The sequence below is a fragment of the Nocardia sp. NPDC127579 genome, from assembly GCF_042672005.1.
Taxonomy (GTDB): domain Bacteria; phylum Actinomycetota; class Actinomycetes; order Mycobacteriales; family Mycobacteriaceae; genus Nocardia.
Genome location: NZ_JBHXVZ010000001.1, coordinates 528,530 through 541,706 on the forward strand (window position 1 = coordinate 528,530; position 13,177 = coordinate 541,706).

At 67.6% G+C, this 13,177-nt stretch carries 8 protein-coding genes; 4 read left to right on the forward strand and 4 right to left on the reverse strand.

Going from position 1 to position 13,177, the window contains the following annotated elements; all coding sequences use genetic code 11:
• Nucleotide 1: 1 nt before the first annotated feature.
• Nucleotides 2-370, reverse strand: a complete 369-nt coding sequence (rplN, locus tag ACFVMC_RS02155; protein ID WP_379206067.1) for a 50S ribosomal protein L14 — start codon at nt 368-370, stop codon at nt 2-4.
• 303 nt (nt 371-673) lie between these two features.
• Here rplN and ACFVMC_RS02160 point away from each other — a divergent pair, with 303 nt between their 5' ends.
• Entirely contained in the window at nt 674-2,701 is a 2,028-nt protein-coding gene (locus ACFVMC_RS02160; RefSeq protein ID WP_379206069.1) for a M13 family metallopeptidase, read from the forward strand.
• Between the two features lie 44 nt (nt 2,702-2,745).
• Nucleotides 2,746-4,419, forward strand: a complete 1,674-nt coding sequence (locus tag ACFVMC_RS02165) for an ABC transporter family substrate-binding protein (protein WP_379206071.1) — start codon at nt 2,746-2,748, stop codon at nt 4,417-4,419.
• A gap of 3 nt (nt 4,420-4,422) precedes the next feature.
• On the opposite strand, the gene ACFVMC_RS02170 is transcribed toward ACFVMC_RS02165, so the two are convergent.
• Complete coding sequence (locus ACFVMC_RS02170; RefSeq protein ID WP_379206073.1) at nt 4,423-5,481, reverse strand: MAB_1171c family putative transporter; 1,059 nt, start codon at nt 5,479-5,481, stop codon at nt 4,423-4,425.
• 57 nt (nt 5,482-5,538) lie between these two features.
• Here ACFVMC_RS02170 and ACFVMC_RS02175 point away from each other — a divergent pair, with 57 nt between their 5' ends.
• Complete coding sequence (locus ACFVMC_RS02175) at nt 5,539-6,516, forward strand: ABC transporter substrate-binding protein (RefSeq protein WP_379206075.1); 978 nt, start codon at nt 5,539-5,541, stop codon at nt 6,514-6,516.
• 12 nt (nt 6,517-6,528) lie between these two features.
• The gene (locus tag ACFVMC_RS02180; protein ID WP_379206077.1) at nt 6,529-7,902 is read left to right on the forward strand and encodes a SagB family peptide dehydrogenase; all 1,374 of its coding nucleotides are present in this window, start codon (nt 6,529-6,531) and stop codon (nt 7,900-7,902) included.
• On the opposite strand, the gene ACFVMC_RS02185 is transcribed toward ACFVMC_RS02180, so the two are convergent.
• On the reverse strand, nt 7,871-8,824 hold the full coding sequence (locus tag ACFVMC_RS02185; protein ID WP_379206079.1) for a DUF6545 domain-containing protein: 954 nt from the start codon (nt 8,822-8,824) through the stop codon (nt 7,871-7,873). The two genes, ACFVMC_RS02180 and ACFVMC_RS02185, sit on opposite strands and share 32 nt — an antisense overlap.
• Before the next feature lie 140 nt (nt 8,825-8,964).
• Nucleotides 8,965-13,152: a nocobactin polyketide synthase NbtC gene (gene nbtC / locus ACFVMC_RS02190; protein ID WP_379207762.1), complete on the reverse strand. Its 4,188-nt coding sequence runs from the start codon at nt 13,150-13,152 to the stop codon at nt 8,965-8,967.
• Nucleotides 13,153-13,177: the final 25 nt, after the last annotated feature.

Sequence of the window (13,177 nt, forward strand, 5' to 3'; positions counted from 1 at the left end):
GTCAGAGCACCTCCGGAGCCAGCGAGACGATCTTCATGAACTTCTTGTCGCGCAGCTCGCGGCCGACCGGGCCGAAGATACGAGTACCGCGCGGATCGTTGTCCGCCTTGATGAGAACGGCGGCGTTCTCATCGAACTTGATGTACGAGCCATCCGGACGGCGGCGCTCCTTGACGGTGCGCACGACGACAGCCTTGACGACGTCGCCCTTCTTCACATTGCCGCCAGGGACAGCGTCCTTGACAGTGGCGACGATCACGTCGCCGATACCGGCATAGCGGCGCGACGAGCCACCGAGCACGCGGATGCAAAGGATTTCCTTCGCTCCCGTGTTGTCGGCGACGCGCAAGCGCGACTCCTGCTGAATCACTTCAGCCTCCTTGACCTGGACGTATAAGCACGCCGGATTGCCGACCCGACGGGCATGGTCATGTGCCATTCGAACGCGCGCCTGCCAGCGGTTTTCTCGGTCCGAGCAAGCAAACTCGGGCCCAACTACTGGGGGTTCGCGGCCGAATCGCGGGCATAGCTCCCGCAGGCAACCGGTCTAGTGTATGGGAAAGCCCAGGTCGTTCCCAAATCGGGTACGGACGCGCCGCCCCGGGTAGCCTCGGTCCGAGCATTTGCCATCGGGGTCGTGGTTTCGATCACGCTCAGCGGGGAGAGGAATCTCGTGACATCACCTGGTCGCCTGGACCGTCGTGCCTTCTTGGTCGCTCTGGGCGTCGCGGCGCCCGCCGCGTTGCTGCTGACATCGTGTTCCAAGGATGCCGAGCCGAAGCTCACCGGAGTCGACCTGAGCGGCGCCGACCAGGCGATTCGACCCCAGGACGATCTGTATCGGCACGTCAACGGCAAGTGGTTGCGCGAGTACCAGATCCCCGCGAACAAGACCAGGGTCGGCGCGATCAGCGACGCCGGTGACCGCACGAGCGAACAGTTGCGCGCGATCATCGAGGACATCAAGGATCCGGAGCCGGGCTCCGAGGCGCAGCAGATCCGCGATCTCTACGACGCCCGGATGGACCTCGACGAGATCGAACGGCTCGGCATGAGCCCGATGGCCGGCCTGTACGCGAAGATCGACGGCGCGACCACGAAGGCCGAACTGGCCCGGGTGATGGCGGAACTGCCGATCGGCGGGCTGATCGGCCTGGGGCTCACCATCGATCGCAGGGATTCCACGGCCTATCTCCCCTCGGTCGGACAGTCCGGGCTCATGCTCGAAGAGCAGTACTACCGCAAACCGGAGTTCGCGCCCCAGCTCGCGGGTTTGAAAATCTATCTGGAGAAACTCGCCGCGGGCGCGGGCTTCCCCGATCCGCCGGGCTTCGCCCAGCGGATCCTGGACCTGGAGACCCGGATCGCGGCCGCGCACTGGGACAGCGTCCGGTTGCGCAATCGCGACGCGACCTTCAACCTCATGAGCTGGAACGAGATGACAGCTCTCGCACCGCAATTCGAGTGGGATCCGTGGTTGTCCGGGATGACGGGCCGGCCGCGGGCACTGTTCGACCAGATCGTGGTGGGCCAGCCCTCCTTCATCACGGCCGCCGGCCAGATCTGGGCCGAGGTCGATATCGCCGTCTGGCGTGAGTACCTCCGCGCGCACGTGACCGAGGCGTACGGGCGCTTCCTGCCCAAGGCGATCGCCGATGCCCGGTTCGATTTCGTCGGCAAGGTGCTCGGCGGCATCGAGGAGCGCCCGGAGCTGTGGAAGTCGGCGCTCGGGGTGGTCAACGAGAATCTCGGCGAGCAGCTCGGGAAACTCTATGTGGAACAGCACTTCCCGCCGGAGGCGAAGGACAAGGTGCGGGCGATGGTCGCCGATCTGACCGCCGCCTACCGGGAGAACTTCACCAACTCGTCCTGGATGTCGCCGCCGACCCGGCAGGCCGCGCTGGCCAAGCTCGACAAGATCACCACCAAGATCGGCTATCCGGATCAGTGGGTCGACTATTCGAAGCTGACGATCACCCGGGGCAAACTGATCGAATCGCTGATCGCGGTCAACGATTTCGAGTCGAAGCGGGCCTTCGCGCGTCTCGGTGAGCCGGTCGACAAGGCCGAATGGTCGATGGCGCCGCAGACCGTGAACGCCTACTACTCCGCGACGAACAATGAGATCGTCTTCCCCGCCGCCTATCTGCAGCCGCCTTTCTTCGACCGCAACGCCACCGCGGCGGTGAACTACGGTGCCGTCGGCGCGACGATCGGCCACGAGATCGGGCATGGTTTCGACGATCAGGGCTCCAAGTACGACGGCGACGGCAATCGCCGGGACTGGTGGGCGCCGGAGGATCTGGCCGCCTTCCAGGCCAAGACCGAACAGATCGTGGCGCAGTTCGACGGATTGGTGCCCGAGGGCATGGATTCGCAATACACGGTCAACGGCGAGCTCACGGTCGGTGAGAACCTCGCCGACCTGCGCGGATTGCAGATCGCCCTGGACGCCTACCGGCGCGCGGCCGAGCGCGACGGCGTCACACCGGACTACCGCGAGATGTTCCTGGCCAATGCTCTCGCCTGGCGCGAGAAGCAGACCCGCGAATCCATGATCGACCGCCTCCAGGACAGCCACTCCCCCAACGAGTTCCGTTGCAACCAGACGGTCCGGAATATCGCCGAGTTCTACACTACCTTCGAGGTCAAAGAGTCCGACAAACTGTTTCTCCGCCCCGAGGATCGCGTCACGCTCTGAATCGAGGACTGATGACCGGTCAGCACCAGGACAGGAACAACATCATGAGCGTTCGTTTTTCTCGTCGGTTGCGCGCGATCGCCGTTCCGCTGGTTGTTCTCGCGTTGGTCGCTGCCGGCTGTGGCGGGGACACGGAGGTGAAGACCGGTTCCGGTGCGATCGGCAAAACCAACGACATCAATCCGAAAAGCCGTGACGAGGTCCGCGACGGCGGGAACTTCCGCCTGAGCGTCACCCATTTTCCATCGACGTTCAACCCACATCATGTCGACTCCGACGGCGAGGGCGTCGAAATGCAGGGCTGGACACTGCCTCGCACGGCGAAGTCCGATGTGGCCGGCGAAATCACCTTCGACAAAGACTTCTTCAGCGATATCCAGCTCACCAACAGCGATCCACAGCAGGTCACCTACACCATCAACCCGGAAGCGGTGTGGTCCGATGGCAGCCCCATCACCTGGGAGGATCTGCGCAGCCAGGCCGAGGCGCTGAGCGGCCGCAATCCGGAATTCCAAGTCTCGGCCACTCAGGGCTACAGCCGGCTCGAGAAAGTCGAGCGCGGGGCGGACGACCGCCAGGCGATCGTCACCTTCGCGAAGCATTACGCGGAGTGGCGCGGCCTGTTCGACCCCTTGGTCCCCAAGGAATTGACCGCGACGCCGCAGGCGTTCAGTGATCTCGCCCGCAATGAGCCGACTAAGTCGGCGGGCCCCTTCATCATCACCTCCGTCGATCGCGGCGCACAGCGAATCGTGCTGAGCCGCAACCCGAAATGGTGGGGCGAGACCCCGAAGCTCGACACCGTGACCTACAGCGTGCTGGACCACTCGGCCATGCTCACCGCATTGCAGAACGACGAACTCGACGCCGTCGACCTCAGCGGGATCGAGGCTGTGAAGACCGCCACCAACTCACCCGGCATCGCGGTGCGGCGCGCCGCGCGGCTCTACAACTCGCACTTCACCTTCAACGGCGCGCCCGGGTCGATTCTCGAGGATCCGCGGATGCGGGTCGCCATCTCCAAGGCGCTGGATCGGCAGAGCATGGTGACCACGACCCAACTGGGCATCGTGGAGAACCCGAAACCGGTCAACAATCACATCTATCTCGACGGCCAGAAGGGCTACCAGGACAATTCCGCGATCGTCGCCTTCGACCCCGCGGCCGCCGCGCGCATGCTCGATGAGCTGGGCTGGAAACTCAACGGCGAGTACCGGGAGAAGGACGGCCGCCAACTGGTGCTGCGCGATGTGATGTACCAGCAGGACACCTGGATTCAGATCGCCACGATCGCCCAGCAGAACCTCAAGGCGATCGGTGTGAAGCTGCTCATCGAACCGCACGCGGGTAATGGCCTGTTCACCGACATCATCGATCCCGGCAATTTCGAGATCACCCAGTTCAGCTGGTCGCGCAGCATCTTCCCACTGGGTGCGCTGCCGCAGATCTACGCCTACGATCCGGCCAACAGCCTGAGCAACAAGGGCCGGGTCGGCTCGCCCGAGCTGAATGCCCTGATCGAAGAGGTGATTTCGGAGCTCGATCCGGCCAAGGCGATCGAGCTGGCCAACCGGGCCGACAAAATGATCTTCGAGCTCGGGCATTCGCTGCCGATCTCGCAGTCGCCCGGAAATGTCGCGGTGCGCGCCACGCTGGCGAACTACGGCGCGTTCGGGCTCAGTTCCGCCGAGTACACCGATATCGGCTTCGTCGAGTAAACGCTATTCGGCGCTGCGGTCACGTATCGAGGACCACACATCGGCCAGCGCGAACAGATCACGGAGTTCCGTGTCGCGGTCGGCGCGGGTGTTCTCGACGACCGCGAGCGACGTGGTCGGCGCGATGCCCGCGGCCCGGGCCCGGGCCGCCTGGGCGAGCTGGCGGGCATAGTCGCTCGCGCCGGGCTCTGCGACGGGCAGGTAGGGCCGTAACCGCACCAGGGCGTCGCGAATTTCGACGGTCATGCGATACAGGCGGAGTTCGGAGTCGGGGTGCTGGTCGGGGCCGAGGACTACTTCGGGGACGGCGGTGGTGAGGTCGGACCAGAGTGGGTGCAGGCGGCGGCAGGCGCGGCCGGGGGCGTCCCAGCCGGTGCGGGTCAGCAGGGCGCGAGCCAAGGGAATGGTCAGGACCGCGGTGATGACCCCGAGGGTGAGGAAGGACGCGCCGATCCAGGCGCCGGAGATGTCGCGGGGGCCCTGTCCGCCGGGGATGCCGGGGACCGCGATGATGCCGAGCATGCCGCAGGCGCCGAGCGGCGCGGCGATCGCGCTGTAGCCGCAGACCAGGAACAGGGCGGCGTAAGCGAGTCGCTGGCGGGTGGTGCGGGAGCGGGAGCGTACATCGCGCAGCGCGGCCACCGCCACCACCCCGGCGACCACGCCGAGGGCCAGATTGCCCAGTGACCACAGGATTCCGATCAGCTGGGCGTCGTCCGGGAAAGCAAGTACGCAGACCAGGGTCGCCAGGGAGATCAGCGCGGCGACCGCGTCGTATCGGCGCTGCCGCTGCCAGACCCGCCGAGGTTCCGCACCGGCGAAGAGCATCCCCACCCCGACCAGGTTGGCTACGGCCAGCACCCCCACCGCCAGATACAGCTGGTGCCCGAGCACCTCCGCGCCGCTCGCGGCGACCGCGCCCCAGAGCAGCATCCCGCCGAGGTTCCAGGTGAACGCGCGGTTGAGCAGCCGATCCGAATTGAGCTCGTTGACCAGCCACCACCGCCCCGCCAGCACGACGGCCAGAAAGACAGCCGTCGCCACGAAGAGCGGGGTGGGCATGGGAGCTCCCTGCAAAATAGGTTAGCCTTGGCTGACTAAGCGAAAGAGGTTTCGGCGATGAGGTCTGTACGAGCGTCTCACGGATGGGCGCGGGCGGCACTGGCCGCCCTGGTGGGTGCGCTGGTATTGAGTGTGGCGGCATGCGGCTCCGGCGAGGAGAACGCCGCGGTGGGCGAACCGATCACCATCGCCCACGTCAGGGGCGAGACCACGATCACCGGCACCCCGAAACGGGTTGTCGCACTGGGTAACCAGTGGCTGGATACGGCGCTGGCGCTGGGCGTCCAGCCGGTCGGCTACATCGACAACATCGCGGTCATGGGCAAGGGCGCGCCGCCGTGGCAGCCGAAGCTGGACGAATCGGTCAAGGCGCTGAACACCACCGGCAATATCGCCGAGCAGGTCGCGGCACTGGAACCGGACCTGATCCTGGCCGACTCCTTCATCGCCGACCAGAAGAACTACGACGAATTCTCCAAGATCGCCCCGACCCTGCCGGGCCTGAGCCAGGAGATCGTCACCCCCTGGCAGGACCTGGTGACAACGCTGGGCAAGGTACTGCGCAAGCCGGATGCGGCCGCCGCGATCATCCAGGGAGTCGACGCCGAGGTCGCCGCGCTGATCAGCGCCAATCCCGGCCTGAAGGGCAAGACCTTCGCCAGCACCTTCCTCTTCAACGCCAGCCAGCTCATGGTGCTGACCGATCCGAAAGACGGTTCCGCCAAGCTCTTCGACCAGCTCGGCCTCGGCATTCCGCAGAGTCTCATGGACCTGCCCGCGACCCAGGGCCGGGTGGCCCTGTCCCCCGAACGCGTCGATGAACTGACCGCCGACCTGCTGCTGGCCGGCGCCGCAGCCGGCATGGACGAGAAGTACCGCCAGCTGCCGGGGTACTCGGAGCTGCCCGCCGTGCGCAAGAACGCCGTGGTGTTCATGAACATGACCGAGATCAGCGCCGTGAATCAGCCGACCGCCCTGTCGATTCCGTTCGTCCTGGACAAGCTGGCGCCCGCGCTGGCCAACGCCGCGAAGTAGGAGCTCCACCCGATGTCCGCCCTGGTCTACCCCGAGCAGACCCGATTCGCGCTGCGCGAAGGGGTCACCTGTGTCACCGTTCCGACCGGGGCGGTGCTGCTGAATCCGCCGCACAACGAGAAGCTGACCGGCCTCGGCGCGGCGCAGGTGCAGGCTCTGAAGTCGCTGAACCAGGGACCGGCCACCCTGTCGGAGATGACGGTCGAGGACGGCGTCGGGGAACTGCTGGATCGGCTGACCGACGGCGGCTGGCTCGCGGTGACGGTGCGCGACGGCGGCCGCGATCTGTACACCATCCGCCCGTTCGCCCAGGCGCCCGCCCGGCCCGCCCACGTGCGCACCTGGTCCGCGACGCTGTCCAAATTCGCGGTGGTGCACCGTGATTCGGAGGGCTTCGTGCTGGAGCATCCGCTGGCCTGGTGTGATCTGCGCATCCACGACCCGCGCCTGCTGGCCCTGCTGGACGGTACCGGCGCGGCCGATATCGATCTGCCGTACTCGATCAAGAATCAGCTCACCGAGGACCTGCTGTGGTGCGGCTTCTTCGTCGCCGACCCCGAGGACGAGGACCGCGAGTTCCGCACCCGCAGCTGGAGCGCGCCGGATCTGTGGTTCCACCGCCGCAGCACCCTGGGCCCGCGCACCATCACCTGGGAGCATTTCGGGCCGACCAAATGGGCGAAGGGGACCTTCCCGCAGCCGCCCGCGCGTAAGACCGCCTACCCGGGTGCGCCGATCGCGCTGCCGGTGCCGGACCTGACCGCCCTGCGCGCGCAGGACCCGACGCTCACGGCGGTGCTCGAAGATCGCTACTCCTGCCGGGCTTTCGACGACAACGCCCCGATCACGGCCGCCGAATTGGCCGAGCTGCTGTACCGCGCGGCGCGCACCCGCGAGGTGAAACCGGTCGGCGACGACGAGGAATTGCTTTCCCGCCCTTACCCTTCCGGTGGCGGGGTGTACGAGCTGGAGGTCTACCCGATCGTCCGGCACGCCGACGGCGTCCCCGCGGGCATGTACCACTACGACTCGTTCGAGCACGCGCTGCGCCCGGTCGCCGACTTGGATTCGCCTGCGGTGCAACGTCTCCTGAAGTCGACCTCGGCGACTCTGGCCGACGGCGCGCTCCCCCAGGTGGTCCTGGTTCTCGCCGCCCGCTCCGGCCGCGTCATGTGGACCTATGAGCAGGTCTCCTACGCCTCCATGCTCAAACACGTCGGCGTGCTCATGCAGACCATCTACCTGGCCGGCACCGCCATGGAACTCGGCGTCTGCGCACAGGGATTCAGCGATACCGCCGCGTTCGTCACCGCCGCGGGCGTGGATGAGCTGGAGGAGTGCAATGTGGGCAGCGTCATTGTCGGACGGCCGGCTCCGCGGGGCTGAGCCCGGGCCAGGTCCGAGCCAGCCGTAGCAGCTGATCCAGTTCGGCCGCCCGATCCAACGATGGCGCGAGCAGGTGCTCACGGCGCAGCTTGGTGAGCGCGTCCCGGATCTCCACCGTCATGCGATACAGCCGCAATTCCGGTTCGAGCACAGTGTGTTCGGGGTCGGCCAGCACCACTTCGGGCACCGCGGTGGTGAGATCACGCCACAGCGGTCGCAGGGTGCGAATCGCGCGCCCCGGACGATCCAACCCCGCCCGGGCCAGCACCGCGATAACCAGCGGTATGGCAATCAGCAGGGTGAGAATCACCAGGGCGGCGAAGGACAACCCGGTCCACAGCGGCCCGGCCATTCGCAGCGCGCCGCCGGTGACCATCCGGATCAGCGCCGCCACGCTGAACACCGCCCAGTACCCGGCAAGCAGCAATACCCCCGAGTAGGCCAACCGTTCCAACGGCCGCTTCGGCGCGCCGCGCAATTCGTGAATACACGCCCAAGCCACCCGGATCACGGTCACCGCGAGTGGTACCAGCGAGAGGTTCCAGAGGATGGTCATCGTATCGATCGCGAACGCTCGATCCAGTGGCGGCGCGCCTCCGACCAGAATGACCGATCCCAGTACGCCGAGCGCGTCGTAGGTCGGCTGGCGCCGCCGGGCCGCGATTTCGTTCCCGAGGTGCAGCAGCACGCCGAATCCGTGTAGTCGCGCATAGGTCATGAATCCGCACGCCAGGTACAGCCGTGCGGCCGTATCCGGTGCGCCGGCCGCGACGGCGAGCGTGAACAGTGCGATCCCCACGGTCTGCCACACCATCGCCACGTTGACCTGGCGTTCGAACAGACTGGCTCGCAGCAGCAGGCATCGGCCCACCGTCACCACCGTGAGCAGCAGGCCGACGCTCGCCAGCAGGAGCGGCGACATCGCGATCATCACGATCGGCTCTGGATGTATCCGGCTGCGGTGGCGGCGAATTCAGGTTTCATCGGGTCGAACCTAGCGCGCGCGGACTAAGAGCGGGGCCGTTGTGGTCCGGCCGCGCCACCGGCCGGACCACATCGGGCCTATTCCTTGATGCCGACGAAGACCCGCTGATCGAGGATGGCCAGCGGATGACCGGGGTCCGGCAGCACCAGGGCGGGGGTGAGCGCGGCGCGGGTCAGTTCGGACCGCCATTCGGTTTCGGTGAGGAAGATGCGGTCGGTGCCCGCGCGGACATCGGTCAGTCCGGCGTGCGGGGCGCCGTCCTGCGGCGACATCAGCAAGTGCACGGACGTGAGCATTTCGCAATGGGCGTGGCAGGTTTCGATGACCACCACCGCACCGCCCGGTTCGAGCAGATCGTGCAACTGACGCAGGGTGACACCGATATCGTGCGCGTTGTGCAGCACATTGGCCGCGATCACGATGTCGTAGCGCGGCTGGGCCGGCAGATCCGTGTTCATGTCCACCAGCGCGAAACGCATCCACGGATAGTCGGCGAAGCGCTGGCGCGCGGCGTCGAGAAAGAAGGTGGAGACGTCGGTGAAGTGGTACTCGACCGGGAGCCCGGCCACCGCGGCCGTGACATTGTCGGTGGTGCCGCCGATGCCCGCGCCGAGCTCGAGGATCCGGATCGGTGATCGTGCATCGCCCAACCGCCCGACCAGGTCGGCGACGGCCTGACCGGCCGCCAGGTTCAGGTAGCGGCTGATCGTGTTCTCCCGGTATGCGGCTTCCGCGGTGAGCATGTCGCCGTCGGGGAACAGCAACTCCTGCAAGCGCATTCGATCCTGCACCAGCTCGGTCAGGTGGAGGTCGGAGGCGGTGAGGAACTGGGCCGACGCCGGAGCGTAACCGAGGTCGGCACAGACCTGGAACAGGTCCTGGCGTTCCGGTGCGGGGACCGCCGCCCGGAGCCGGTAGCCGTGCTCGCCGGAGTGCTCGAGGCAGCCCGCCTCGGCGAGTGCCAGCAGCCATTGCCGCAACAGCCACCGATGCCGTGGCGCGAACTCCATCCGGGCCGCGATCTCGTCGATCGTCCGGAATTCGGTGCTCGACAGCGCGGGGGAAAGGGTTTCCAGCATGGCGCGCAGGCCGAACAGGTCCATATCGGCTCGCGCGGAATGGAATCGGTCCAGGTCGAGCGCCTCGGGTACGGCGCCCTCGGCGACGATCCGGGCCCGATCGACGAAATCGGTGGCCGCAGGCGCCCGGGGCGGGGCAACGGCAGCCGCGCGAGGTGCGCCGGAGGCGGCCGATACGGTGCGCTCCGGTGCGGCGGTTCCCGCGGACGCCTCGATCACCCGGATCAGGTCGTCGGCGGAGGCCCCGCCGATGAGGTCGCCTACCGGCAGGTCACAACCGAATTCGGCCGCCGCCCGCCGCCGGAGTTCCAGCGCCTGTAGGGAATCGAGCCCGAGGGCCACCAAAGATCTTGTGCGGTCGATGCTTTCGGCGTCGTCCAGGCCGATGATCTCGGCGAGCAGGTGAGCGATCCGCCGCGGCACCTCGATACCAGCGGCCGCAACCGTTGGCGGGGCCGCCGGGACCGGCACAGCGGCCGGTGTTTCGAGCTCGGACAGCAGCGGGCCGTAGCCGAACGCGCCGAGCACCCCGCGTCCACGCTCCCAGTCGAAGGACGCCACGATGGCATCCCGCCGCAACCCGCCCAGGCCGAGCGCGAGGGCGTCGGCCGAACTCATCGGCAGGTAGCCCAGCTCGGCGAGTCTGGTGAGATCCGAAGCGCCGCCCTGGCTCTGGTGCACCGCCCACTGCCCCCACTGCACCGAGACGCAGTGCAGGCCGTCCGCGCGATAGTTGCGCGCGAGCGCGTCGAGCATGCGATTGGCCGCCGTGTACACCGTGGTGCCGCGACCGCCGAGCGTCGCCGCCAGCGACGAGCACAGCAGTACCTGGCAATCCTGGCTTCGGGCAATCGAATCGAGGACATGGCGCAGGCCGGTGATCTTGCCGCGCAGCGCTCGCGCCACCCGATCGGGGGTGAGCTGTTCGAGTTCGGTGTGCGCGATGGCCGAATTGTCCGCCGCCGCATGGATGATCCGATCCACCGGAGTTTCCCGGAGCCGCCCGGCGAGTTGCCCGACGGCCGCCGGATCGGCGATATCGCAGGACACTACTTGAATATCCGTGGCTCCCAGACCCCGGATCCGGCGCAGCCGGTCGGCGACGGCCGGGGTCTCCCCCGAGCGACTGACCAGCGTCACCCGCCGCGCCCCGGCCCGCACGGCATGCGCGCAGAACTCCAGCCCGAGCACGCCTGTCCCACCGGTGATCAGCAGATGATCCGGCACGGTCGGACCAGTGAGTTCGGCCCGATCGCCCGGTGTCAACCGCTTGGCGTACACGGTGCCGTCCCGCAGCGCCAGTTCGGATTCCCCGGCGGTGTGCAGGGCCGAGACCATGGCGGGCACGGACTCCGGTCCCGTCTGGTCCGGCGCCAGATCGAGATGACGGAACGCGACCCCGGGATAACCCGTACCCATGGACCGGAATCCGGCCGCGATTGCGGCAGCGGCCGGGTCCGGTGCGCGATCCTCATCCAGCACGGCCGCACCGCCGACGGTGACCAGCCAGATCTCGCTCACCCGGGCGGTGGGCTCACGCCACCAGGTCCGTGCCCCGAAGAAGTCCGCGACCGCGTCGACTGGATCGGCGTCGCGCGACTCGGGCAGCAGTACGACGAGGGTATCGATCTCGGCGTCGTCCTCGACCGGTACCGCGACCAGCCCCTGATCCCGCGCGTGCGTGTACAGCGCGGCTGCGAGTTCCCCCGCCGCGCCGGTGTGATCGACCACACCGATGGCGCGCGGCGGCGTCATGGATCGACGCGACAGCCTGGTCCACTGCTCGACGATCAGCTGGGCGGGCGCGGTCGTGGACTCCGCGGGCTGTTCGAGTACGACCGCGGGCGCCACTGCGCCCGGGCGACCGGTGTAGTCGTGCGCGAGCCACAGCGGGGTCCGCTGCATCCTGGTGTTGGGGAAATCGGTGAGTGGAAGACGCGTGGGCGCATCGGTGTCGACGCGCAGGCGCTGCCACGGGTAGTCGATGTCGTTGACCGCCAGCGCGGCCAGGTTCCGAGTGAATTCGCCGAGGTCGGCGGCGTCGCGGGTGCCGCTGCCCAGCACCGAGCCGACCCGGTCGGCGGCGAATTCGGCGAGGCTCTCGGTCACGGCGAGTTGCAGCGTGGGATGTTCGGCGAGTTCGACGAAGGTGTCCACGTCGCGCGCCACGGCCGCCGCCACCGCCCGATCGAAGCGGACGGTATTGCGCAGGTTCCAGAACCAGTAGTCGTGCAGCGGCAGGTCCGGGGTGACCACGTTGCCGAGTGTGCCACCGATACAGGCGATTTCGGTGTCCGCGAAGTGGCGGGCAGCCAGGCGACTGTCCGCGGCGTCGCGGATCACATCACGGAATTCGTTGAGCAGACCGGTGTGCGCCGGGTAGCGCACGCGGATCACCCGCGCGAACCGCCCACGGGCAGCGAGCTCGTCGACCAGATTGCCGACCGTCTCCCGGTCGCCGGAGATACCGACCATGCGCGGCGAATTCACCACGGACACTTCGGCCCAGCCCGATTGACGCGCCAGCAGCAGTTCACATTCGTCGCGGTCGGCGGCGGCGACCGCCATCGCATAGGCGTCCGAGGAGATCTTGTCCACGGCCAGCGCCCTGGTGCCGACCACTACGACCGCGTCGGCGAGCGTCATCGCACCGGATACGCAGGCACCGGCGATCTCACCCTGGCTGTGCCCGATCACCGCGTGCGGTTCGACACCGAAGGACCGCCACATCGCGGCGAGCGCGACCATCTGGGTGAACAGCGCGGGCTGCACGATCGCCGCGTGGTCATCGGCTTCGGCAGCGGAGTCGAGTAGATACGGCAGCGGCGAGAAGCCGAACTGCTCGGTGAACAGCTCGGCACAGCGATCGGCCGCGTCCCGGTAGGCGGGCACCCGGTCGTAGTAGAGGCGTCCCATTCCGGGACGCTGGCCGCCCTGTCCGGGCAGTACGAATCCGAGCTTGCGCGCGGCGGCGGGGGCGCCCGTACGGACGACCAGTGCGTGCTCGGCGCCACCGGCCACGGCACGCAGCGCCGCGAGCAGTTGGTCTCGATCGGTGACCATCGCCAACGCGCGATGCCGCCGCGCGATCCGGGTGCGGAACAGCATGTCCGCCACCCGATCCGGGGTGATCCGGGGCTGCTGTTCGAGGTAGTCGAGGATGGCCGCGGCCTCGGCGCGCAGCAGGTCCGGGGATTCCGCCGACAGCAGG

What these genes read in the sequence shown, in the direction of transcription:
- ACFVMC_RS02165 (WP_379206071.1), top strand. Translation starts at nt 2,746, where the DNA reads ATGAGCGTTCGTTTTTCTCGTCGGTTGCGCGCGATCGCCGTTCCGCTG.
- ACFVMC_RS02170 (WP_379206073.1), bottom strand. Translation starts at nt 5,481, where the DNA reads ATGCCCACCCCGCTCTTCGTGGCGACGGCTGTCTTTCTGGCCGTCGTG.
- ACFVMC_RS02175 (WP_379206075.1), top strand. Translation starts at nt 5,539, where the DNA reads ATGAGGTCTGTACGAGCGTCTCACGGATGGGCGCGGGCGGCACTGGCC.
- ACFVMC_RS02180 (WP_379206077.1), top strand. Translation starts at nt 6,529, where the DNA reads ATGTCCGCCCTGGTCTACCCCGAGCAGACCCGATTCGCGCTGCGCGAA.
- ACFVMC_RS02185 (WP_379206079.1), bottom strand. Translation starts at nt 8,824, where the DNA reads ATGTCGCCGCTCCTGCTGGCGAGCGTCGGCCTGCTGCTCACGGTGGTG.